This window comes from Ruegeria halocynthiae (genome assembly GCF_000743705.1).
GTDB classification, from domain to species: Bacteria; Pseudomonadota; Alphaproteobacteria; order Rhodobacterales; family Rhodobacteraceae; genus Ruegeria; species Ruegeria halocynthiae_B.
The window spans coordinates 44,642-69,026 of sequence record NZ_JQEZ01000008.1 but is presented as its reverse complement, the minus strand read 5'-3'; the positions used below and the strand labels follow the sequence as shown (position 1 = coordinate 69,026).

The following is a 24,385-nucleotide window of genomic DNA, read 5'->3' as shown; positions in this document are numbered from 1 at the left end:
GCGGAATATTCCGCATCAGCCTGTAGGGAGATGCCACCACTGTTGGTGATATCGCCATCCATGTCACCTTCAACTCGAAAGACAAAAGCTTCGGCATCGCCGGCCTGGCTGTTTGAAATCGCGGTGATTGTACCTGAGTTGGAATAACTTCCGTCGAAGTTACCCAAGACTTCAGCTGCGACAGCGGTTGCATCCAACTGCGCAGCAGCCTGCAAGACGATGCTGCCGCTGTTGGTGATATCGCCAGCCATCTCGCCATCGACTCCAAGAGCAAGGGATATCGCATCTTCGGCCTGCCCGCTTGAGGTCACGGTGATCGTGCCGCTGTTTGTATAATCTCCGTCCAAATCTCCGAAGAAAGCAAACGCAATGGCCGTCGCGGAATTCTGCCCATCTCCTTGCAACGAAATGGTTCCACTGTTGGTGATGCTCCCAACCATGCCGCCGTCGACGATAAGTGCGGCGGCCAATGCGGTTGCGCTTATCGAATCGGTCGCCTGTAAAGTGATCGTTCCGTTGTTTGAAAAACTGCCGTTCAGCCCACCTTTAATGCCAGCGAAGATCGCCGTAGCATTGTCGCCGCCGTCGGCCACGATAGTGGCATCACCGCTGTTATTTATGTCGCCGGTCATTTGTCCGGCAACATTCAGGGCATAGGCGCCCGCTTCATTGTCAGTTGAAATTGCGGTTACCGAAATGGTACCGGAATTGTCATAGTTGCCATCTAGAGCTCCGGACAAGTCGAATGCACTGACAGTTACCGATGCAGACGCATTGCCTTGAACAGCAATGGTCCCACCATTGCTTAGATCACCGTTAGTGTCCCCTTCGACATAAACGCCAGCGGCATTGGCTTCGCCTGTCGCACTTTCAGAAACAGCCGTAATCGTACCCGTATTCGTGACATTGCCGATCTGGTCGCCTTCGACGTTGTAACCCCAGGCGTCCGCGTCACCCGCGGCTTCGCTTACCTCGGCAGAGATCGCACCGATGTTCTCAAACGCACCGGTTACAGTCCCTTGAACCTGTATTCCGACAGCATCAGCTTCACCGATTGCGTCGCTACTCGTTGCTTCGACCGCACCGGAATTGACTAAGTCGCCGTCTAAGTCTTCGCTGAACAAGATGCCGCTGGCCGACAGGTCAACAGCCTCCTCAGCCGTGGCGGTGATCGTACCAGAATTGACGACACTGGTGCTTACATCTTCGTTGAACCACATACCAATCACTGAAGCCGCCGAAGCTTCGCTGCCCCGCGCAGAAATCGTCCCCGCGTTCAACACAGATGCTGTTGACTCCACTTCGCGCTGAAAGAATGTGCCGACTGCATTGGCAAATCCTAAGCCCGTAGTCTGAAGATCGACCTCGATTGTACCGTTGTTGACATAGGTCCCGGCAACGGCTGCGTCCAGCAGGATGCCGCTGCCCGCGGCAAGCGACGTGGACGAGAAGTTAATGTCTATTATGCCATTGTTGATGACCTGACCCGTTTGTTCCAGTTCACCTCCCACATAAACGCCAAGTCCGAGCTCGGCAGAAGATGGTCCTGAAATCGTTCCATCATTTGTGAACGTACTGGAGTAATCTGGGACAATTTGCACCACAACAAACGGGCTCGCAGCTGTTGTCAGATTGACCACACCGGTTTCGGTAATTGTCAGGTCTTCATTGTCGACAAGCACAACCTCTGTGGTCTGTGACCCCGAGATCACCTCGGCTGCCGCCATCCCAACGGACAGTGCGGCCACAGACACAGACGCCAGGAGCAGCGACGGGGCAATACTTGCGACCGCCCCTTTCCATTTCACCAGACGCCCGCCACGTGCCGCAACCTGAGGGTCGCGCCGTTCACTTATGCAATTTTTCACAGGAGACCTTTTGAATTTTGAGCTTACTGAACAGCCTCAAATTCGGCATTTTGCGCCGGCATTGAATCCGCCTGGCAGTCGGCATGTGAGATACGTCTCGTTCTGAATTGGCACCGCATCCTCAATCCTTGAGCTTCTTTTTTTGGTAGACTCGTTTCTGAGTTGACGCACAGTAAGACTTGGCCAACCCTGCGGGATCAAGGACAGTTCACGCAAACGACCGGACAGTTTGCGCCAATCAGTGCCTCTGGACGCAGCAAGGGCATTCGAAGCGGATTTCCGGATCAAATGATTGTCATTCCTGCAATCGGTCGCTAGACGAACAAAAGTATCGTGGTAACGACATGCAGCACCTGTCTGAGCTACCTCCCTTTCAGAAATACGCAACGCAGCGTTTATTCCAGCTTGAAATGAAGACCCACAAAGTGCCGCAAGCAGATAATCCGTTAGATCATAAGACTATCGCGGTCGCCGCCGCCAACATGATAAGCTACGCCATTTCAAGGGGTGTTCCGGTCACGGAAATCATAGAAGAACTGGGCATTGATCCGGCCCAATTGCTTGATCCGAACGCGAAGATCAAGGAAGATGAATTCCCCAAAATCATGAACATGATGGCGGCGTCTTTGCCCGGTGAACCGTTTACACTGGACCTTGCCAAAGTCACGCCGTTTTCGATCCTTGGTTATATAAGTTCAGCGGTCGAGTTCGCACCGAGCGTCCGCGACGCGTTGGAAATGCTGGTTCAATACAGATCCGTATTGTCGGACCGGTTGCACCTGACGCTTGAAGAGACGGCCTCACATGCGCGCCTCGGCTTTTATCATCCGATGGACGAATGTGATAATGGCGCGACGGCAGAGTTTGCTTGTGCATTGTTGTATCGAACGATGTGTGAATGGTTTGAACTTACTGATGCTATTTCTGAAGTCCATTTTGCGCATAAGCCATTGCTGGAGCTTGGCCTGTACGAAGAATTCTTCGGCACAAAGGTATCGTTTGAGCAGCCAAGAAATGCGTTGGTCATAGAAAGAGGATCCCTGAACAAGCCTAGCCGGCTATCCAGCAAACCTCTGTATGACTACGCGCGAGCGCATTTGGACCGTGTGCATAAAGAGAATGGCCTTTCGAACCTGGGCATTCAGGACCTGCAGAATGTGCATGACGCAATTTGTGAGAATGCTGCTGTTGGCGAATATGGGGCAGCCGCCCTTGCGGAAAGGCTACACCTCAGCCTGAGGACTTTGCAAAGACTCGTTGGTCAACATGGTAAGGAGTTGCGAGAAATGCTCGAGGAGGTTCGCGCAGCAAACGCCAAACGTCTTCTCGCCAATCCCGATTTAGGTATGGATACGATTGCTCATCTTCTGGGGTACTCGGACGACAGGGCGTTCCGGCGATCTTTCAAACGTTGGGCAAACCAATCTCCATCGCATTACAGGGACACGCTCAAAGCCAATAACTCTTGAGCGCAGCAAGACGGATGCGGCCGATGCCGAAGCGGTCTGCGAAGCTGTGCGCCGACCGACCATGCGCTTCGTCGAGGTCAAGACCGAAGACCAACAGGCCGTGCTTGCCATCTATTGTGCGCGGGATCTGGTCGTCCGACAGCGTACTCAGGTCGTGAACATGATCTGAAGCATACTCCGGGAGTTTGGACATAGCCTCAGTTGAATTGTAGGTCAGGCTACGCTTCGGGACTCAACCAATCCTGTGTCTTACCGTCGGCTTTCAATTTATGAGCGAGCAAGCTCAGCTCTTTGTAGATGATTCCTGCAGCGGGGTGCCAAGCGGCTACATCTTTCTCTTGTTGCGAGACGACAAAGGTGTCGCCTCGTGATGCGGGTCCCGTTAGCGCTCCCAATGGTCCATGGGCGGCAACATTCTCACAGGTGGCTTGAAGCAGTGTGGTGTTCAGTTGCTTTGCAATGTCATCAGGCACTCCCGCGGTAGCCCAGGCCTCGCGCGCAATCGCCTGCAAAACCACGGTGAAGTTATTCGAAATCACGGCGGCCGCATGATAAAGGCTTTTGCTATCGGAATTGATCTGAAATGGGATTCCACCAATCTCAGCCAGAAAGTCTTTGATAAAATCCAAGGCAGAATCTTCGCCCTCAATGCCACAAAGTGTTCCCTCGAATTGCTGGATCGCGGTTGCCGGCTCTGCGAAGGTAAGTACCGGGTGCACACTGGCCAGTCGCCAGGCTAGCTTCTGAAGCGGTGCCATTTTATTTGCCGGAAAGAAACCACTGCAATGAAACGCAACTGGAGGCGGTTCATTGGTATCGTGTTGACCAACAACTTTTGCGAGTTCAGTTGCTGCAATTGAAATCTGAGAATCCGGCACCGCCAAAATCCACAGGTCGGCCGGTGCTAGGTCCGCATATTTCTCCACCGCTCTGCCCATACCCGCAATTTGGGCGGCGTGTTCCGCTGATCTAAATCGAGAACTCACTATGTCTTGAACCGAGTACTTGGATGAGTGTCGCAAGAGGCCGAGGATGGTTTGACCCACGCGACCGGCACCGACAATATTTACTCTGACTTTTGCCATTCAATGGCCTCCGATCCATACACTCTTGCTTCCTTGTGGAACATGCTAAGCGACAGACCGTTTCATCAATACCAATTTATCCAAGACAACAACCAACCGGAGCGGCCCTAACCGGATGAGGTGGGTGGCTCCTGCTCCACCGGCATTGAATGTGCCACAGTGCAGTTATCATCGACTGCTAGGAAAGGAGCCACCCAATGACAGTAAAGACCGAGGGCCTGGATTTGGCCAAGGACGTTTTTCAAGTGCACTGCGTTTCAGCTACCGGACGCAGGATCATCAACAAGAAGATCAAACGCGCGAAGCTGCTGGCGTTCTTTGAGACGCTGCCGCGCTGTGTTGTCGGCATGGAGGCTTGCGGATCAGCGCATCACTGGGGCCGTGAGCTGAGCAAGCTCGGGCATGATGTACGATTGATGCCGGCCGCCTACGTCAAGATTCCATGAGGAGGAGACTCGCACCCATTGCTCTGGAAGAGTTGGGGCTCTCACTTTTATGAAGGAGATTCTTGCTATGCAGACTGCCAGAATGACCACCCCGCGCAGGATTGCGACCGTCGAATGCGGTGCAATCTTCGTTTCCCTGGAACTCAGCCGCTCAACCTGGCTGGTGACTGCCCTTGCGGCACCCGTGGGAACCAAGATGTCTAGATATCAAGTACCGGGTGGAGACATGCCTGGGCTGCTGGCCCGGTTTTCGGATTTGCAACACAACGTCAGGCACAGGACCGGTCAACCAGCCCCGGCGAAAGTAGATCAGCGAGGGGTTTGGGCATTCTCTTGAGAAGCGTTCGAATTCGCGCGGCGATTTCAGCACTTTTGGCTTGAATAGAAACTCGTGTGACAAAAGCTTGATCGCGCCCTGTGCCTCATCCGCGCTTGCAATTGCGTCTGCTACGAATGTGGCGTCGGCACTGTTTTCAGGCGTAAGCGGCCGACAGGGAAAGGCAACATCCAAATACGCAATGATGTCATTGCTCTCGATGAACGTGCGCCCGCCGTGGACAAACACGGGCACCAACCCGTTGGGATTCACACCCACAAAGTCAGGGCTCAGATGTTCGTTCTTGCCAAGGTCGATGTGATGACTAGTCCAGTCGACGCCCTTTTCGGTTGCCGTCATGCGCACGCGCTGCGAGCAGGTTGACATCGAGAAATGGAAAAGATGGACACCTTCCAATGCCCTGATATGTTCGCGTTTTGTGTCGATCTCAGGCATTTTGCACGCTTTTCTTATTAAGCTTCTTTCCCACCGGAAGGGCAACGCCGACCCGCGCTTTCGAAAAAGGTCCATCCGGTTCAAGATGATCCAAGATCACCCGTGCCGCGTCTTCATAGGTGATCGTCATCTCGGGCACTTTCCGAACGAACGCGACAAGCACGTTGATCTTCGGCAAGAATTTGGTGAACGGGGGTCGCACAACCGGCCAGTCGTTTCGACTGATACGCAACCCTTCATGCGGCTGGCCGTTCTCTGATGACACCATTGGACCGGGGCACATCATGGACCAATCCAGGTTGGTCTGTTCGATACGCTCCAAATTTTCGCCATGGGCCTGAAAAATCTTGGGCACTTGGCGAAAGCGCAGCATCGTGAAATCCGCGCCTGGGACAATCAGCACCGCTGCGCCACCGAACAACCAAAAGCGTGCTCCAGAGGGTAGCGCATCCTGCGCGACAGCGATGATGTTCGCCACGAACGGCTGATACGATGGCCCGCCATTGGCATTGCCAGCGGCATTAATCACCACGTCATGACCCTGCATGGCGCGCCGGAGCAAGGTGGTATCGCTGATCTCCCCCTCAACGACCTGCAGCGCGTCGGGCGCATCAGGAAAGGCCGCCTCGAACTTCGCGCGATTGCGGATATAGGCGGTTACGAGGTGCCCATCTTCAAGGGCCATTTTGATCAGCGCGCGCCCCGCGTTGCCTGTTCCACCAAGGATGAAAACGTCCATCGCTCTTGCCTTTCCGGCTCGCCTGAAGCCATTTGAGAAGAATCGTTCTCATTTCTATGTTGAAGTCCCGGATTGGCGCAAGTAACCTTCCAAAAAGGAGCCAGCATTGACCACCATCTCCAAAGAAAAGCCGGAGGGGCGGGTTGCCCTTAGGCGCCAAGAGCTCAGACGCCGCTTGATGGCGGCGGGGGTCGATTGCTTTGGGAGCAAGGGCATCGACGGCACAGGGATGAGCGAGCTGTTGTCAGCTGCGGGCACGTCGCCTGGTGCGTTCTACAAGCTTTATGACAGCAAGGACGTCTTTGTTGGTGCTTTGATCGAAGCAGCCACGAACCCAGTCGGTGACATCATCGAGGCAGCAGGTGAGAACTCCGGCGACCTTGTCGAAACCATTGCCTTGGGCCTGCGCATTACCCTTGAACTGGCTCGCCGATATCCTGGTTGGGGCCGGTTTATCGCCCAAACGGCTCTGACAAGTTTTGCGAAGCAAACAGGGTTGGGACCGCGCGTGTCCCGTGATGTTGTTCGTGCAAAACAGGCCTCGGAAATCGATGATGAGGATGACCTTTTGCTTGTGGCGCTTGTCTTTGGCACTTTCTTGTCCGGCGTGTCGGCTGCAGGGGTGGGCTTGCTGACGCCTGAAATGATCCTGGGGTTGGTTGAACGGACGCTTCTGGGGCTCGGGGTCAGCTCAGACCGCGCCAAGGCATGTGTTCAGTCGAGCACCGACAATTACGTCGACACCGCCGTTTCCGAAGGGCGAGAGCTGGGGATCTTTACCGCCTGACGCGCGGATCCAAGCAAACACGCAGAGCCTCAAACCGATTTGGCGGATCCGTCACTCGTTGTCTCTCTCATTCAAGTCTTCCAGATTGCAGCTCGAATTTCAAGTTCGGGAACGATCATTCCCTTTTTTGTTGAATAATGAGAATGATCATTCTATTACCGAGCGGAGAGGAGAGAATCATGACGCAGGTGCTGCGCCACCAAGTGGCAATCATTGGTGCCGGACCAACTGGATTGGCGACGGCGGCCATACTTGGTCGCGCGGGAGTGTCCACCATTGTTTTGGAGCGAAGAACGGAACCCTTTACGGTGCCGCGCGCCATCGCGTTTGACCCTGAAACGTTGCGGTTGTTCCAAAAAGTCGGAGCTCTTGAGGCGTTGAAACCAAGTCTGATCGAGGATCTGGTGGTCGAATACACTGGCCGCTTTGGCCAGCTTCTGGCGCGTGTTGAACCCACGGACCCGCACCTGGGCCATTCGGACCGAGGGTCTTTCTACCAACCGGAATTAGAGGATGCCCTGATCCGGACGGTGGTCGAATTGCCCAGCGTCACCGTCGAACGCGGTGTGACCGTGGGCGATGTCGTCCAAACCGGCGATGGTGTCCGTATCATTGCGCAAAATACGCAAGGCGAACGGCTGGAATACCAAGTCGATTACACAGTGGCCTGCGATGGCGGGTCCAGCAAGACGCGCGAATTGCTGGGCATCCGGTTCTCTGGCTTCAGCTTTGAGGAGCGCTGGATCGTCGTCGATCTAGAAAACGACCACGATCCCGACCGCTCAATCAAGTTCTTCTGCGAACCCGAGCGCCCCAGCCTAACCTTGCCGGTTTCCAAGAACCGCCGCCGCTGGGAATTCCTGGTCATGCCCGGTGATGATGTCGATGAGATTGTTAGAGAACCCAACATCCGGAAAATGCTGGCGGAGCGCGGAGTAGCAGAGGACATCGTAATCGACCGTTGCGTAGTCTATTCCTTTCACTCTCGTTTTGCCGAACACTTCCGGAAAGGGCGCATCTTTTTGGCGGGCGATGCTGCACATGTTATGCCGCCCTTTGCAGGCCAAGGCCTGAATAGCGGGCTGCGCGATGCAGCGAATATTGGCTGGAAACTGGCCTGTGTTTGCAAAAGGCAGTGCGCTCCTGACTTGCTGGACACCTACGAAGCGGAACGCCGCAAGAGCGTCGCAGATATGACGCGACTCGCCCTTTTGCTGGGTCGCACAGTCATGCCGACAAGCCCGGGACTTGCCTGGCTACGGGACAAAGTTCTGGGCGGCTTGTGGGCACTGTACCCATGGCGCAAATTCTTGAATTCAGGTGCGCTGGTGCCGGACCCGTCCATCGGAAAGACACCGCTGGCCCGGCGTCAACGCAAGAGTGTTGCTGGAACGATGATCCCACAGCCGGGGATCGACACCTCTGCTGGTACTGTGCCGTTGGACGATCTCTTGGGCGACGGGTTTGCCGCCATCGGCGTTGACTGCGACCCTGCCGACGAACTGACGCCCGGTGATCTTAAGGCTCTGAAACACCTTGGGACGAAGTTTGTCAGCATCGGCGGGGACAGTGAGTTTCGCGACACCTCGGGTGCCTTGTCCAAAGTCGTTCGGGGCCAGCCGTCAGTCATCATTCTGCGGCCCGACCGTTTTATCGCCGACATTCTTGAGGCGGGACACCGCTCCCCGAAACTCAATTGGTTCAAGGCTGCCTACGCGATCCTGACCTCTGAAAAACCTTCCGCAAAAATCACCAGACTGGACGCCGCATGAGCACCCCCCTTTCCATCGACCCCGAAGAGCTTTTGCCCCGCGCGGCGAAGCCGATCATCAAGGTCCGCGACATCGCCCATGTACGCTTCACGCGCCCTGACTTGAACAAAGCCTCCGCTTATTTCAGCGATTTTGGACTGCGGCAACCTCAGCACAAGGGTGACACGCTCTACATGTTTGCCGAGGCCGGACTTGGGCCCGCCATGATGTTTACCCAGTCAGACAAGGCGAACTTTTGCGGTGTAGGTTTGCTTGCCTCTTCTGCCGCCGATTTGGACAAGCTGGTAAAAGAGGCCGGAGCCGTGGGGCCGGAACCTGCAGAAGGCTGGCCTGAAGGAAAGCAGGTCCGCTTGCGGGATCCGGCGGGCAATGAGGTTCGCGTGCTCTACGGCCCGTCGCCTGACGTGCCGGCGGTGCGACGTGCAATGACGATGAACCTGATGGATGAGCGCAATCGCGTGAACGAGCTGCAACGCCCGCCCCTGCGTCCCTCTACGATCTTGCGCCTTGGGCATTGCGTGCTCAGTGTGCTGGAGTTCAATCAAGTCGCCCGCTGGTACATGGACACTTTGGGGTTGGTGCCCAGCGATATCCAAATCCTGGACCGCTTCGAACCTGCGCTGGTCTTCCTCAGGTGTGACCGAGGCGATGAGCCCGCGGATCACCACACGATCGTTGTGGCGCAGAACGTGGAAAACAAATTCAGCCACGCCGCGTTCGAAGTGATCGACATGGACGATATCGCGATGGGTCAAGAGCACATGTTCTCACGCGGCTGGAAACATGCCTGGGGCATGGGTCGTCACCTGCTGGGCAGCCAGCTCTTCGATTATTGGCGCGACCCGTGGGACGACAAGTTCGAGCATTTCTGCGACAGCGACCTATTCACCGGCGACCGACCGGCGGATGTGTCCCTGCTGACAATGGGGGGGCTTTATCAGTGGGGACCGCCGGTACCGCATGACTTTGAAGCCCCAAAAATTTCTCCGGGCTTCATCCTTCGAACGCTGCGCAACATTCGCAACAGCCATGAAATGACATTCAAAAAGATGTTCAGACTTTTGAAGGTCGCAAAACAAAAACCGCGCAGCTGGAAAGCATAGGGGGGGACCATGGGAAAACGACTGGTTCGATATGACCTGGACGGGGATCTTCATTGGGGTCTCTTAGGCGACGGGGATCAAATCCACAGGCTGTGTGCAAAGACCGACACATTAGCGGCACTGCTTGCCCTGGGTAGCAAAGGGCTAGAGCCGGGGAACTCCGTCGACAGCGTTGAAGCTGTGTCCCTGCTCAGCCCGGTCACACGGGATGCCGATTTCATTTGCCAGGCGTCAAACTTCAAAAGCCATCTCAAGGAGATCGGGCGCAATCCAGACCACGTCCTGGACAACGTGTTCTTTCACAAAGCTTCCTCATCCATTTGTGGCCCTTATGACGACATTGTCAGGCCCAACCATGTGACGTTGCTCGATTACGAGGTCGAGCTTGCCATGGTCATCAAGAAGCCTATCACCGGCCCGATTTCGGTGACGAACGAGACGATTGGCGACTGGATCGCGGGCTTCACGCTCACCAATGACGTCACTGCTCGGGACATTCAGGTCAGCAATGAACTATTCAACAAGTGCAAAAGCTTTCGGACCTTTGGGCCGACGGGCCCCGTTCTTTGGCTGACCGAAGGGGACGAAGCCGCCCGATGGGCTGACTTACGGCTCAAGCTCTCGGTAAACGGTGAAGAACGTCAGAACGAGTTGGCAAGCGATATGCTTTACGGGCTGGCCGAGACGCTGACCGAATTGTCGCGCGTGCGGGATCTAAAACCCGGCGACTTGATCGCCACGGGCACCCCCAGCGGTGTTGCCATCCGCGTGCCGCCCAAGCCGGTCTTGTTTGTGGGTAAGTTCATGAACCCCAAGGCGCGCTATTCGGCGTTTCTGAAGGGCCAGCAAAAGAATGAACGATACCTCGACCCAGGTGACATTGTGACAGCAAGCATTGCCACCGATGACGGGGCCATTGATCTGGGAGAGCAACGCAACACGGTCGCCGCGCAGCATCGCCCGAAGGTTTCTCCCTTTTCCGACCGCCCCCAAGTCGAAATCGGATCCATCGATGACATCCGCGAGGTCGAGAAAACGCCGCTGGAAGACCACCAACCCTTTGCGACGACATGGGAACTTTTGTCCAAATCCACAGCCAAATTCGCAGATGACCCGGCCTTGTCCTTTCTGTTTTCCGGTGAAGTCGACGAAACGCCTTTCCGTTGGACCTACCGGCAACTCTTCGCGTCGATCACTCAAACAGCGAATGCGCTGCACGCTGTGTCTGATGAGGCCCGACCGGTGGCAATAATCTTGCCAAACCTGCCAGAGACGCATTTCGCCATTTGGGGGGCGGAAGGTGCAACTGTCGCCTGCCCGATCAATCCGCTGCTCGAACCCGAACATATTGCATCGATCCTCAAATCGTCAGGGGCAGAAACGGTGGTCACGCTGGCGCCCTTCGTCAAAACCGACATGTTCGAACGCGTGTCTCAGGCGGTTGCCGATGCACCGAGTGTGAGGCGCATCCTGACCGTGGACATGATCCGCTACGTGCCAAAAGGCCCAAAACGCATGTTGGCAGACTTGATGCGCAAAAGACCCAAGCCGCCGCGAGCAGATGTCAAGGTCCTCGACTTCAACACTCTGATCGAGCGTCAAAGGTCCAGCGGGTTGGACTTCGAACGAACGATCACCCCGGACACGATTGCGAGCCTCTTTCACACGGGTGGGACGACTGGCCTGCCGAAACTGGCGCAACATACCCACCGCAACGAGGCTTTCGCTAGCTGGATGGTGCCCTATTTCGGGGCGATCAAGACGGGGCAGGTTATCCTTTGCGGTCTGCCACTCTTTCACGTGAACGGTGCTACGATTACGGGGCTCGCCTCCTTCAGTACCGGGTCCCATGTGATCCTTGCCACGCCCCAAGGCTACCGGAACAAGGCGCTGACGGCGGGCTTCTGGAAGATCATCGAAAAGTACAAGGTGAACGCCTTTTCCGGCGTGCCCACGCTCTATGCCGCACTTCTCGACAATCCGCCCACCACAGAAGACATCACTAGCCTGGACTACGGTTACTGCGGCGCAGCGCCTATGTCCGCTGGCCTGTTCAAACGGGTTGAAGAGGTGCTGGGACTGAAACTTTTGGAAGCTTACGGCATGACCGAAGCCTCCTGCGTGTCCACGATCAATCCGTTCTTCGGCGACCGCAAAGTCGGCTCGGTGGGCCTGCGGTTGCCGTACCAGGAGCTTAGAATTGCAGAAGTCTCCGAAGATGGCAAAATCGCACGGTTTTGCAATACGGGCGAAACCGGCAGCGTGATTGTCAAAGGGCCGAACACCTTCCCGGGCTATACAGATGTCAGCAAAAATCAGGGAGTTCTGATCGAGGATGGATGGCTGGCCACCGGCGATCTGGGGCGGTTGGATGAAGATGAATACCTTTGGCTTACCGGCCGTTCCAAGGACCTGATCATTCGAGGCGGGCATAATATCGACCCCGCGGTGATTGAGGACGCCCTGCTCGAACACCCTTCCGTCGCCCATGCCGCCGCCATCGGTCAGCCGGATGCCTATGCGGGGGAACTTCCCGCGGCCTATGTCGCCCTCAGACAGGGGGACACGACTACAGAAAAGGATCTAAAGGAACTGCTGGACAACAGAATTTCTGAACGAGCGGCACGGCCTGTTCATCTGGAAATTCTCGAGGACATGCCCGTCACGGCGGTCGGCAAAGTCTTCAAACCCGAATTGCGGAAATCAGCTATCTCTCGGGTGTTTTCGGCGGCCTTGTCCGAAGGCGGTCTTGGCTGCGCCGAAATCGACATCCGCCAAGACGCAAAAAACGGGTTGCTCACGACAGTGCGCGTGACCTCAGACGCCAAGGCCGTCCGTGCGCAAAGCATACTGGAAGCCATGCCCATCGAGTTTGATGTTGTTACGGGAGGCACAGATGCACGTTGAAACTGCAATGCAGCCCGCCAAGTCCAGCGATGCCAGATTGATCGTCTACGATGCGCCGGGCTCCCCTTGTGCTCGTCGCGTCAAGATTTCACTGATCGAAAAAGGTCTTCAGTTTCAGAGAATTGCGGTGAACCTGACCGCGATGGAGCAAAAACGCTCCGACTATTTGGCACTGAACCCAAATGGTGTTGTACCGACCCTATCCCACGGGTCGCGGATTCTGTTCGAGGCTAACGTTATCACTCGGTACCTGGATGAAGCCTTTCCCGAGACCAAGCGGCTTTACCCCACAAGTCTTGTGGAAACGGCAGAGGTCTTTCGCTGGCAAGAGGCCGAACTGGAGATGGCCAAAAAATTCCGCCCGCTGCTTTATCAGCGCGCCGTTGGCCCCGTCATCCGTATGACCAAGACCTTAGAGGAAGCATTGGCAACCGCCCGCGCCAACGGCGCACAGCACGAAAATCTCGCCTGGGAGACACGCGTTTGGTCCTTGGATGTCGTGACGCCCGAAGAAGAGGTAGACTTGGTTGACTGGCACAAGAATTGGCTAAGGGATCTTGAGGCAGCGCTTGCGCACCGCCGTTTCTTACTGGGGGATAGTCTTTCCATGGCCGATATCTCTGTTGCTCCGCGCGTCGCGCTCTATCCGACCATCGCAATCAGTCTGACGAAAGAATTCCCTAAGGTTGCGAATTGGTTGCGGGAACTGACAACGCGGCCCTCATTCGCGTCAACCGTCTCTGACGAGGAACAGAAACTTGCAGAGTTGGCTACCTCTCCGATCCTTCCGGCCGCCCGCAGACAGTTCGGCAAAGACCGCCTCTCAAAGGCCACGGATCGTCTTTTGGTAGGTATGGCTGCGCCGCTTCTCAAGAAACTGGTCAAAAAATCCGCAGCGGCCAACGCGCCGCTATCGATCCCAGATTACAGCGACAAGGCATTGCCATCGGTCGGCGCCTTCGAAAACGAAGGCTTCATGCTGACAGGGCGGATCAAACTCGCCATCGGTCCCAAAGATCCCGCGCATCAGGCTGTGGCCCTGGTTGCACGGACCAACTGTTCAAATATTGATGTACAGGCTGCGCAGGCATTTTTACTCAAATGCGATGACGTCGAAATCCGTGCACCGAATTTCGCTCTCGAAGTGTTATCGAGACAAGCGAATGCCGAATTTGCTTTCCCAGGCTCCGTCGAAGAAGCGGCACAGGTGCGATGCTGGCTCGCTTTTGCAGCGGGTGCGGAGCGTGAATTCAGGCCATTGGTTGCGCACCGCCAGACAAGCGGCAGCGTGCCCGGCTTCACGACCGACAAGAGCATGGCGAAGCTCGAAGTTGCGCGTCGATGCAAGGTCTTGGATGAACATCTTGCAACGAACACCTGGTTGGTTGGCCATTCCCCAACCGTGGCCGATGTCAGGTGGGGTTTCGAACTCGATGCGCTTGAAAGGGCCGATGTCGAGGTCTCTGGCGCTAACGTCGCCCGCTGGCGCAAGATTTTGACGCTTTGAATTCTTCTCGACTAGGGGCTTCGCCCAACGCGTCAGCAATCGCTAGTTTCGGGGCGTCAATCGCGTTGTTTTAGTTGTGTTGGCTCTGATGATGTAGACGCCCCCGCTGGCCTCGGTGTGCCATTGTGGGTTTGCAAACAACCTGAATGGAAGCATCTATGGAAGAGATTGGCTTGGATCTGGCGAAGAATGTGTTTCAGATTCATGGTTCGGATGAGATGGGCCACGCGATTTTGCGTCGGAGGCTCCGTCGAAATCAGGTTCTCGAGTTCTTTGACCAGCTGCCTCGCTGTGTGGTTGCAATGGAAGCTTGCTCCAGCGCGCATTACTGGGGGCGGGAAATTGGTCGCCTGGGTCACGAAATCAGACTTATTCCACCAGCGTATGTGGAACCGTTTGTGAAGCGACAGAAAAACGATGCCGCTGATGGGGTTTGTTCCGATAGAGGGCAGGATAGTACGTTAAGCTGATCGGTTATCGTTTTGGCAACCAGTATTCGCCCGTCAGCAGGGTATGCGCCCATCCGAGTGGTGAGATATGCGATAGAAGCTCTAGCGGACAATCTCGCTCGTCTTGCAATCTTGCCGAGACCGCGCGTCCGAGATGATCAGTGTTCCAATAGGTGATGACCGCGGCCAGTAGATTTAGACCTGCCATCCTATAATGCTGACCTTCAGCCGTTCGGTCCCGGATTTCACCTTGCCTGCCAATCCACAGAGCGTTCTTCAAAGCGTGATGCGCTTCACCTTTGTTCAAGCCAATCTGGGCACGGCGCTGCATGTCGGTGTCCAGCAACCATTCGACAATAAACAGGGTGCGCTCGATGCGGCCGACCTCCCGCAGAGCAACTGCCAGCTCATGCTGACGCGGGTACGATGCGAACTTCTTCAGCAGTTGGCTGGGCGGCATGATCCCTGCCGCCATTGTCGCAACAGTGTGCAGGATGTCCGGCCAATTCTGGGCAATCAGGTTTTCCCGAATCTTGCCGCCAGCCAAGCCGCGCAACTCCTTGGGGGCTGTTGAGGGCTCGAATACATACAAGCGTTTGGATGGCAGATCCCGGATACGCGGGATGAATCGATAGCCCAGCAGGGCCGAAACGGCAAAGACATGATCTGTGAATCCACCGGTGTCGGAATATTGCTCTTTGATCCGCTTGCCGGTTTCATTCATGAGCAGGCCATCGAGGATGTAGGGCGCTTCGCTCAGGCCGCTGCAGAGCTTGATCGCAGTGTGAATGAAAAAGGGATCTGTTGCAAAGATTTGAGCATTGACGCTCTCGCGGTTAACGAGTGAATGGCCGACATTGTTAACCCATTGAAAGTCTGCTCATGATTTCCTTCAAAGGCGCGCAGTATCCGAAGGATGTAATCCTCTTCGCTGTGTTCTTCTATGTTCGCTATGGCGTGTCATACCGGGATCTGGAAGAAATCATGGCTGAACGCGGTGTATCGGTTGATCATACGACACTGAACCGTTGGGTGACACGGTATTCTGGCGCAATCGCTGAAGCAGCGTGTCGTCGCAAGGGAGCGTGCGACCGTTCCTGGCGCATGGATGAAACGTATATCAAAGTGAAAGGCGAGTGGGTCTATCTCTATCGAGCCGTCGACAAACACGGCAAGACTCTTGATTTCATGTTGTCCGAGCGGCGAAACAAGTCGGCCGCCACAAAGTTCTTTGCCAGAATGCTGGAGGTCAATGGTCTTCCACGCAAGATAGTTATCGATAAAAGTGGTGCTAACACTGCGGGAATCAACGCCGTCAACAAGATGCTGAAAGGCTTTGGCTGCCCGATCCCAATCGAGATGGTGAGGAGGAAATACTTGAACAATATCGTCGAACAGGACCACCGTTTCATCAAGCGGCGAACTCGGCACATGTGCGGTTTCAAGTCGTTTGTTTCAGCGTCCGCAACCCTCGCTGGAATCGAAGTGGCGCATATGATCCGCAAAGGTCAACTCACGCCCGGACTCTGCCCATTTCGTCAATTCGCAGAACTGGCCGCTTAAAACGCAAACACGCTGTGATCTCTTCGTTCAGCAAAAAACTTCGCAACAGAACCTTTCTGAGACGCGCGTTACCAACAGGCAAGACAGAAAAAGACTGACCGGAGACAGTGAGTGATGGCAGTTTTGTCCCGCGTCTACCAGTTCAGGCAAGGTGCCGCGAAAGGCTAATTTTAAACACATCCCTTTTGGCAATTGGGAATCTAGCCTTACCCCTCATTGCGCGCAAAATCTGGATATTTTGCACGTTACCTTCACAGATTGGATTCTTTCGCATCGTACCCGATAAGTATCCCTTATCAAGGATGATTGATTTTTTCCAGAAATGAGCTCAGAATGGGCACATGAAGCCGCCTGCCCCATATCTCCCCGCCGCTGCCCCTGCCCTCTCGGACACGGATCAGGAGGCGCTCACCGACCTCTATGTGCGCGGCACACCGGAAAACACGTTGCGTGCCTATGAACGGGATTTGATCTATGTCACCGCCTGGAAATCCGCACGCTTTGGCACGGCGCTGGACTGGCCGGAATCCGAGGCCACCGCCCTCGCCTTCATTCTCGATCACGCGCGTGACCTGAATGACGCACTGGAAACGGATATGGCGCGCGAGGCTGCCGAAGCCCTGGTCGCACAAAGGTTGCGCAAGTCCCTCGCCTGCCCTGCCCCATCAACGCTGGATCGGCGCATCGCCTCCTGGCTGGCGTTTCATCGGATGAAGAACCTGAACAGCCCCTTCGGCGCGCCCCAGGTGAAACAGGCCCGCGCCAAGGCCCGCCGCGCCGCAGCCCGGGCCCCTGCCCCGAAATCGGCCCATCCGATCACCCGCGATGTGCTCGAGCAGTTGCTGGCCACCTGTCGGGGGTCCCGGCGGGATTGCCGCGACCGCGCCATCCTGATGCTGGGCTGGGCTTCCGGCGGGCGACGGCGCTCCGAGATCACCGGGCTGATGCGCGAGGACGTGTCGCTGAAGGAATTCGAAGAGAAAGGCCGGATCTGGATCTCGCTGCTGGAAACCAAGACCACGGCCAAGGGTGAAACCCCACGGCTGGTGCTGAAGGGCCGCGCGGCGCAGGCGCTGGTGCACTGGATCGAAGTGGGACAGATCACGGATGGTCCTCTGTTCAGGCCCATCTCCAAGGCCGACCGCGTACTGAAACGCCGCCTCTCCCCGGATGCGATCTATCAGATTGTCAAACATCGTCTGAAACTGGCCGGGTTGCCTGAAGGCTTCGCTTCACCGCACGGGCTGCGCTCCGGCTTCCTGACCCAGGCGGCGCTGGACGGCGCCCCGATCCAAGCCGCCATGCGCCTGTCGCTGCACCGCTCCATGGCACAGGCGCAGAAGTATTATGACGATGTGGACATTGCGGAAAACCCGGCCACAGATCTGCTGGGGTGAGCATTCACCCAATCAGCTCTACTAACCCCCCTACCCTTCCCTGATACCCTTCTTAAAATGCACTTCGCTCATTCATGACCTCAGCTATCGGCAGGACAGGCTCCACTCAAAGTGGAGCATACAGAGAGGCTTCACGCGAATGCCTACTTGATTTGCGGAAGATCCACCTCTGATTTGAGAGCCCACAACTCTCTTCTACTGGGTTTACAACTGTAAACCACCCTGCTCTGATACAAAGCGCATGTAGTCTACCGGTCCGCATAGCCCACAATATAAGCGAAAATTCTTGACTTAGGGTAGTGAATCACGGCTGTTTGTCTCAAGTGGCGCGAAAATGACCACATTCTTTAATTTGAGGCAACTACATGATTCCCGTGACACCACTTACGGCAGATCGACCATCGGCACTCGCCACGGAAATTTCCGAGAGATTGAACTCGGCTATCCGAGAGCATCTTCTTGCTGCCTTTGCACCTGACAACACAAAATCACTACGCACATTCGCAGCACCAGAAGCGGCCGAACTTTTGGGCGTCTCAGGTCAATTCATGCGCAAGGTCCACTCAGAAGGTACAATTCCTGAACCAAAAGACGTGCGAAGCGGTCGACGTTACTATACCGCCCAAGAGCTTTGGGAGGCACGCGAAACGCTTGAGAAGACCTCGCGTAAACAAGGACGCTACATCCCTCGCCGGACGGAAGGAGAGAAACTTCAAGTCTGGCAGTTGATGAACTTCAAAGGTGGCAGCAGCAAAAGCACTACAACAATTCATCTGGCTCATTTTTTCGCGCTTCGCGGATATCGTGTGCTGGCCGTTGACCTAGACCCCCAAGGCTCGCTTACATCCATGTGCGGCATCAGCCCTGAAATCGAGTTCGATGGGCTAACGATATACGATGCCATTCGCTATGAAGACCCGGTTAATATGGCAGATGTCGTGCTTCCGACATACTTCCCCGGATTGTCTGTGGCACCGTCACGGCTTGTTCTTTCTGAATTTGAGACGGAATCCGCCGTCCACTCCAACCCTGACCATCCGTTTTTTACGAGAATACGGAATGCTCTGGCCCAAGTGGAAGACGATTTTGACCTTGTTCTTATTGATAGCCCACCTCAACTCGGATTCCTGACCATCGCGGGGATGGCGGCCGCCAGTTCTTTGCTCGTACCATTAACACCTTCCATGTTGGACGTGTCTTCGACAGCTCAGTTTCTCGAACTTGCTGGTGCTTATATGGCTGTCATTGAAGACGCCGGCGCCACTCTCGAATACGACAGCTTCAAGTTCCTGATAACACGTGACGAACCAACAGACGTTCCATCTCAACAGCTGGCTTCGTTCATGCGAGCACTGTTTCAGGACCGCGTTATGTCGGCAACGGCTCTGAAGAGCACTGCAATCAGTGACGCCACAATGCTCAAGCAGTCGATCTACGAGGTTGTGCGTTCGGAAATGACACGCGCAACCTATGACCGGGCAAAGAACTCAATGGATGCGATCGGCTCTGAGGTAGAGCAAATGATCCACCAAGCATGGGGACGTAGCTAATGGCTAGAAAATCGCTTCAAGAAATGTCGGGTATTGCGAGCACAATTGCGCGTTCCGGATCCAAAACCGCGGACAAACCGGTAAAAGCCAACGCCCCTGCCCTCGGTGCGCTTCAAGGATCCCTTGCCGCAATTAGAGAAATTGACCCGGCTCTCATAGACGATTGGGGGCCGATTGATCGGCTTGGTGAGTTTACAGCTGTAAACCCTGATGAAGATGACGACAGCTTTGAGAGTTTGAAATCAAGCATCCAAGACGGTGGTCAACAGGTGCCCATCCTCGTTAGGAGGTCGAAATCTGACGGTCGTTACGAGGCGATTTATGGGAGGAGAAGGCTCAAAGCATGTCGTGAGCTCAATATCAAAGTTCGCGCCAATGTCCAAGATATCGACGATGCGTCGGCTCTTCTGGCCAAAGGCCTCGAAAACGCAGCCAGGCGCAACCTGTCCTTCTACGAAAAAGCTCGCTTTGCGGAAGCAATTCAGACCGCTGGGCATGAAACTGCCACGGTGAAACGAGTTCTGAACCTGTCAGCATCAGGATTATCCCACCTTACTAAGGTCACGCAAAACGTTCCTTCTGAGGTCGGAGAATTGATCGGCGCAGCTCCAAAGTCTGGCCGCCCGAAATGGACGGCACTTGCCGAGCACTTCTTGGCAGGCAAACTAGCAAGAGATGACGCAATTAGGCTGCTTCAAGCCGTTGAGCCATCGGTTTCATCGGATGACCGGCTGGAAACCCTGCTTAAAGCGGCAGCAAAACGTGGTGCCCGACACAAGGACGGCGTTGCGGAAATCAGCCCCGTTGAAGGTGTGACCATCAAATCTGGCAGCGGATCTCTTACATTGTCAGTTAAAAAGACAGGTTCGAACGCTGGTTTTGCAGATTGGTTGGATAAAAATCTGACCGAAATCATCAAGCGATCACACGCCGAGTTTACAGCTGTAAACAACAAGCAAAATAACTGAGGACGAGCAGAAAGGAGGAAGGCGAGCAAAGAATAACCCCCGAAACCGGAGCTTCGAGGGCTGCTGCGCTAAGCGCAATTCTTAGATTAGACACCTAGAATCTAGCAGTCCCCGAATCGCCATACAAGAAAAATCGCTCCTGAGCGAACGGGTATTTTTTGTCTGCTGACATAAACTCATGAAAACAGTCACAGCAATGGCTCCAACTGGAGCAACCTTGTCGGGAACGGCAGGGCAGGGGGCTTGTATGCCTAAGAAATGGATACTTCTTCGAGCCGTTGAAGAAGCTAGGGTACCGCTTGGCTTGAAGTCCACGTCCCTCAACGTCCTGAGAACACTGATTTCCTTTATGAAGGGAGATCAGATTTCCACCGATCAGGATGATCACCATATCTGCTATGCATCCAACGCAGCGATCGCCAAACGAACCCACGTCAGTGTTCAGACTGTTGAACGTCATATCTCGACGCTGGCTAAACTTGGACTTGTCCGGCGCAACTTGAGTGCAAATGGTAAACGTTGGGCACGCAGAGACCCACAGGGCAGGGTGGTCACAGCGACCGGTCTATCCCTGATGCCATTGTCTGAAAGGCATGCTGAGTTCATCCAGGAAGCTCAGAAGCATGCTGACCGGGTTCTGGAATTCACGGTACTCCGCGATAAGGTATCGGTCGCTCTGGCTCGCCTGAAGGAGCTTGTGGCAGATGATGGCTCTATCACAGATTTGATGGCCGCAGTGCGCAATGCTCTGCGCCGTAAACCAGACGCAACCGTACTACGGGAACTTTTGTCTGCTATCTCTGTGGAAATCTCAGAAATAGCACCAGCCAGAACTGACAATTTGAGGGGCAGTGACAGTGAAATTGAGGGGCACAAAGAGGACTCTTTGAATCCTATAGTTAAGAAAGAAAACCCTTCTCAGATTCAAGTTTCTCCAGATCAAATGGAACGCAGCTTTCCTCGTTTGTGCTCAGAATTACGCTTTGCGAAAGATCAGGCACATTGTGATCGGCTTATGGACTCCATTGCAGACCAACTTCGACTTGGAGAGACCTGGTATGCTATGAAAACTACACATGGCCCAGCTTTGCGGTTCATGGTCCTGGGGTACATTACGCAACGAGCCGAGACGATACGGTCCCATCGTGCATATCTGATTTCGCTGGTAGCCATGATCGATCGAGGAGATATGCAACCAACCGCTCTGTTGGTAGATAAATCAAAAAACCGCAGAAATCAGGGCAATACCTGTAAAATCTCACGATGCTCTTGAGTTTCGAACAGCAGGTGCAGTTCATGCCATTGTTCTATTGTGAACTGAATGCCAATGTATTACTTTGTACTACGATGCATAAATAGGTGACTGAGATGAGTACCAGCCCATATTCAATCCGTCTCGATGAAGATTTGAGAAAATCCCTGGAACGGGAAGCTGCGATGGAAGATCGACCGCCTGCACAACTCGCCGTACGGGCAATTCGAATGATGTTGGAATCCAAGGCCGCAAAACGTGCAGCCATTGATGCGGCTGTTGAAAAAGCAGACCAAGGCAAGTTCATCACGGCAGACGAAATGAATGCCTGGATAGACAGCTGGGATACCGAGAGTGAACTTCCGGCTCCGGTAGCAAAAGGGCAATCCGACAGCCAATGAAAATTATATTTCTCGAAGACACGGTTCGGGACATCCAATGGTTCCGTTACTACTACACATCGGTTTTTCCTGAAGGCAGCAAAAAGGCACAGGCTCAAATCAAAGCAACCCAGCTTACGCTCGCAGCCAACCCTTATGCAGGTCACTCCAGTGACACGCGCAGTGACGTACGAGAGCTTTCAGTGCCGCGAACCCCATTCACACTGATCTATCGCGTAATGCCTACCCAGATTGAAGTACTGCGTCTCTGGGACACCAGGCAGGGCGCGGATTACTGAAACCAGGAGTATAAGATTGGTGGCGCCCAACGGGCAGGGTAGGGGGCAAGCAACCGAACCCACTTTTTTGTTCGACCACTTGGTCCTCAAAATCGGCGGTTCGCTGCAAGAAACGGGCTTCCTGACTACTGAACTGGAAGCGGAAATTCAGTTCAATTCGAAACCTGTCCAATTATTGCGTGGGCTTTGGGCAAGTCACTGCCCATCAATTCAAACGTTGCTGTGCAACCGATTGTCAGAGTAAATGTTTCGGGGTTGGAATAACCTCCAGACATTCTGCCAATTTCGGATGTGTCGCAAACTCTTAGGCCCGGTTGACGACTAAATCTAGACATGACGGGCAGGGGGATAGATCACTCCAATAACCCAACAGCGTGAGCCATAGAATTGACTTCTATAGCTCATAATGTCTTTATATTCGAGTTATAGGGAAGGTTTCTATGCCTCATGCCTTGGAATTGGCAGATACCAGATTGGCCGGAATTCCGGTATGACGCGTCAAAGATCGCACCGCTAGAGGAGAAGTTTCTGCTCTCTTCCGGTGAAATTCTTGGTGCCGTGCTTCATGTCAGTCCCACCGAGCGGGAACAACTCCGTATCGACTTGCTCAGCGATGAGGCCATGAAAACCAGCGCCATTGAAGGTGAAATGCTGGACCGGCGCAGCGTCCAGTCCTCGCTTCGTCGCCAACTTGGATTGTCACCCGACAGCTATCCAGCAAAACCCCGGGAGCAAGGCGTAGCTGAGATGATGGTCGATGTGTACTCAAACTATGCTGAAGTGCTAACGCACGAGACCCTGTTCCGATGGCACAGAATGTTGCTGTCCCATGATCGGAATCTGGACTCAATTGGCGCTTACCGGCGGCACGAGGACGCGATGCAAATCGTTTCTGGCCGCTACGATCGCCCGACCATACATTTCGAAGCGCCCCCGTCTGCGCGCATTCCAGACGAGATGGACCACTTTGTGGATTGGTTCAACACGACATCTCCCGAAGCTGAACAGCCACTTCCGGCATTGACGCGCGCCGGCCTCAGCCACCTCTACTTTGAAAGCATCCACCCTTTTGAGGACGGCAATGGTCGCCTTGGCCGTGCCTTGGCCGAGAAATCACTGGCGCAAAACATCGGGCAGCCAAGCCTGATTGCACTTGCTTTCACTATCGAGCGGGAGAGGAAGCTCTACTACGACCAGCTGGAACGCCATCAGAAGACACTGGATGTCACAACCTGGCTTGAGTGGTTCGCTGAAACGGTTTTGTCAGCGCAGCACGTGACGCTGGAGCGTGTCGGTTTCTTTATCGCGAAGGCTCACTTCTATGACCGTCATCGTGGACAGTTTAATGAGCGGCAAGCCAAGGTTATCGAGCGGATATTTCGAGAAGGACCCGACGGTTTCAAAGGTGGTCTGAGCGCTGAAAACTACCTGGCGATCACCAGAACCTCGAGAGCGACCGCAACACGGGATCTGCAGGAGCTGGTAGAACGGGGCGCATTGTCTCGCACCGGGGTGCGTCGCTACACACGATATTGGTTGAATCTGGGGCAGTCATCCGGTGGTTGACGCTGACAGATTGGGCGGAAAGCTGGCTTTCGCTGCAACCAAGTAACTCATCTTGTGAAGGATGCAAAGCAGACATCTGCGAAGCGGCTTCAAGTGTAGAAACAGTCTCTTGGCGAGTTGCCTAGAGGATTTCTTCCTAGATCAGAAAGCTGTTCGCGTTCCACTGCGACGGAAGTAAAACACGCGGCCGCGCCTAGCTCTTCGCCTTAGATCGAATGCCAAGAAAAGCCCGATGCTTAGTCAAGGAGTGGTGGCATTGCCTAATACGCAGCACGTCAATGACCATCCAGATAAATCGTCGCCAGAGAAGTTGCCAGGGAGACGAAACGCGCGTTTCGGGCGTACGTTGGGGAGTAGAGATCAGTCGCGATCTGCTCGGCACAGGACCGCGCTCCCCGCGAGGTGGGGCGCCCAACGCTTATGTGAACACTGAAGCCTTACTCACTCCTTCGATATGGAGACGTTGTACGGCTTGCCGGACCGGGAGCAGTTGGAGGATACGGGTA

The 24,385-nt window shown here is 54.8% G+C and carries 18 protein-coding genes and 4 pseudogenes; 17 read left to right on the top strand and 5 right to left on the bottom strand.

The annotated features are described in order from the left end of the window. Window positions 1-1,748 (bottom strand): beta strand repeat-containing protein (locus tag JT51_RS20310; protein WP_152563409.1); only part of this gene is annotated, 1,748 nt, incomplete at its 3' end. Window positions 1,749-2,212: 464 nt separating this feature from the next. On the opposite strand from JT51_RS20310, the gene JT51_RS20305 reads away from it, so the two are divergent. Next, window positions 2,213-3,337 carry an AraC family transcriptional regulator gene (locus JT51_RS20305; RefSeq protein ID WP_051927674.1) on the top strand — a complete coding sequence of 375 codons (1,125 nt, stop codon included), beginning with the start codon at window positions 2,213-2,215 and terminating at the stop codon, window positions 3,335-3,337. Further along, a pseudogene (locus tag JT51_RS22305) lies at window positions 3,333-3,503 on the top strand (IS110 family transposase); the annotation flags it as partial. The gene JT51_RS20305 and the pseudogene JT51_RS22305, both read left to right, overlap by 5 nt. A gap of 52 nt (window positions 3,504-3,555) precedes the next feature. Here JT51_RS22305 and JT51_RS20295 read toward each other — a convergent pair. Then, the gene (locus JT51_RS20295; protein ID WP_037317413.1) at window positions 3,556-4,422 is read right to left on the bottom strand and encodes a Rossmann-like and DUF2520 domain-containing protein; all 867 of its coding nucleotides are present in this window, start codon (window positions 4,420-4,422) and stop codon (window positions 3,556-3,558) included. A gap of 197 nt (window positions 4,423-4,619) precedes the next feature. Here JT51_RS20295 and JT51_RS20290 point away from each other — a divergent pair. After that, window positions 4,620-4,859 (top strand): annotated as a pseudogene (locus JT51_RS20290) (IS110 family transposase); the annotation flags it as partial. A 160-nt stretch (window positions 4,860-5,019) separates the two neighbouring features. Here the strand turns inward: JT51_RS20290 and JT51_RS21340 are convergent. Further along, on the bottom strand, window positions 5,020-5,640 hold the full coding sequence (locus JT51_RS21340) for a glutathione S-transferase family protein (protein ID WP_051927671.1): 621 nt from the start codon (window positions 5,638-5,640) through the stop codon (window positions 5,020-5,022). Continuing rightward, window positions 5,633-6,379 (bottom strand): NAD(P)-dependent oxidoreductase, encoded by a 747-nt coding sequence (locus tag JT51_RS20280; protein WP_037317410.1) that lies wholly within the window; start codon window positions 6,377-6,379, stop codon window positions 5,633-5,635. Before JT51_RS20280 ends, JT51_RS21340 begins: the two co-directional genes overlap by 8 nt. Before the next feature lie 106 nt (window positions 6,380-6,485). Here JT51_RS20280 and JT51_RS20275 point away from each other — a divergent pair, with 106 nt between their 5' ends. The 6 genes and pseudogenes from JT51_RS20275 to JT51_RS20250 all read left to right on the top strand — a co-directional run. Further along, window positions 6,486-7,166, top strand: a complete 681-nt coding sequence (locus JT51_RS20275) for a TetR/AcrR family transcriptional regulator (RefSeq protein ID WP_152563408.1) — start codon at window positions 6,486-6,488, stop codon at window positions 7,164-7,166. A gap of 137 nt (window positions 7,167-7,303) precedes the next feature. Beyond that, the gene (locus JT51_RS20270) at window positions 7,304-8,938 is read left to right on the top strand and encodes a bifunctional 3-(3-hydroxy-phenyl)propionate/3-hydroxycinnamic acid hydroxylase (protein WP_081894765.1); all 1,635 of its coding nucleotides are present in this window, start codon (window positions 7,304-7,306) and stop codon (window positions 8,936-8,938) included. Continuing rightward, entirely contained in the window at window positions 8,935-10,041 is a 1,107-nt protein-coding gene (locus JT51_RS20265; protein WP_051927670.1) for a hypothetical protein, read from the top strand. Before JT51_RS20270 ends, JT51_RS20265 begins: the two co-directional genes overlap by 4 nt. 9 nt (window positions 10,042-10,050) lie before the next feature. Further along, on the top strand, window positions 10,051-12,948 hold the full coding sequence (locus tag JT51_RS20260; protein ID WP_081894764.1) for an acyl-CoA synthetase: 2,898 nt from the start codon (window positions 10,051-10,053) through the stop codon (window positions 12,946-12,948). Beyond that, window positions 12,938-14,455 (top strand): glutathione S-transferase family protein, encoded by a 1,518-nt coding sequence (locus tag JT51_RS21335; RefSeq protein WP_051927668.1) that lies wholly within the window; start codon window positions 12,938-12,940, stop codon window positions 14,453-14,455. The genes JT51_RS20260 and JT51_RS21335 overlap by 11 nt, the downstream gene beginning before the upstream one ends. A gap of 158 nt (window positions 14,456-14,613) precedes the next feature. Beyond that, window positions 14,614-14,883, top strand: a pseudogene (locus tag JT51_RS20250) (IS110 family transposase); the annotation flags it as partial. A gap of 46 nt (window positions 14,884-14,929) precedes the next feature. Here the strand turns inward: JT51_RS20250 and JT51_RS20245 are convergent. After that, window positions 14,930-15,661 (bottom strand): annotated as a pseudogene (locus JT51_RS20245) (Tn3 family transposase); the annotation flags it as partial. Window positions 15,662-15,786: 125 nt separating this feature from the next. Here JT51_RS20245 and JT51_RS20240 point away from each other — a divergent pair. The 8 genes from JT51_RS20240 (at window position 15,787) to JT51_RS20210 (ending at window position 23,879) form a co-directional block, all read left to right on the top strand. Beyond that, window positions 15,787-16,467, top strand: a complete 681-nt coding sequence (locus JT51_RS20240; RefSeq protein ID WP_037317398.1) for an IS6 family transposase — start codon at window positions 15,787-15,789, stop codon at window positions 16,465-16,467. Window positions 16,468-16,808: 341 nt separating this feature from the next. Next, window positions 16,809-17,864: a tyrosine-type recombinase/integrase gene (locus JT51_RS20235; RefSeq protein WP_037317395.1), complete on the top strand. Its 1,056-nt coding sequence runs from the start codon at window positions 16,809-16,811 to the stop codon at window positions 17,862-17,864. A 365-nt stretch (window positions 17,865-18,229) separates the two neighbouring features. Then, entirely contained in the window at window positions 18,230-19,414 is a 1,185-nt protein-coding gene (repA, locus tag JT51_RS20230) for a plasmid partitioning protein RepA (protein WP_037317392.1), read from the top strand. Beyond that, on the top strand, window positions 19,414-20,382 hold the full coding sequence (gene repB / locus JT51_RS20225; RefSeq protein ID WP_037317389.1) for a plasmid partitioning protein RepB: 969 nt from the start codon (window positions 19,414-19,416) through the stop codon (window positions 20,380-20,382). The genes repA and repB overlap by 1 nt, the downstream gene beginning before the upstream one ends. A gap of 247 nt (window positions 20,383-20,629) precedes the next feature. Beyond that, a complete protein-coding gene (locus JT51_RS20220; RefSeq protein ID WP_235216216.1) occupies window positions 20,630-21,655 on the top strand; it encodes a helix-turn-helix domain-containing protein in 1,026 nt (341 codons plus the stop codon). A gap of 95 nt (window positions 21,656-21,750) precedes the next feature. Beyond that, window positions 21,751-22,035, top strand: coding sequence for a CopG family ribbon-helix-helix protein (locus JT51_RS21870; protein WP_152563407.1), 285 nt, complete (start codon window positions 21,751-21,753; stop codon window positions 22,033-22,035). After that, window positions 22,032-22,313 (top strand): type II toxin-antitoxin system RelE/ParE family toxin, encoded by a 282-nt coding sequence (locus JT51_RS20215; protein ID WP_037317386.1) that lies wholly within the window; start codon window positions 22,032-22,034, stop codon window positions 22,311-22,313. The genes JT51_RS21870 and JT51_RS20215 overlap by 4 nt, the downstream gene beginning before the upstream one ends. Before the next feature lie 447 nt (window positions 22,314-22,760). Beyond that, window positions 22,761-23,879, top strand: coding sequence for a Fic family protein (locus tag JT51_RS20210; protein WP_037317383.1), 1,119 nt, complete (start codon window positions 22,761-22,763; stop codon window positions 23,877-23,879). Window positions 23,880-24,385 lie beyond the last annotated feature (506 nt).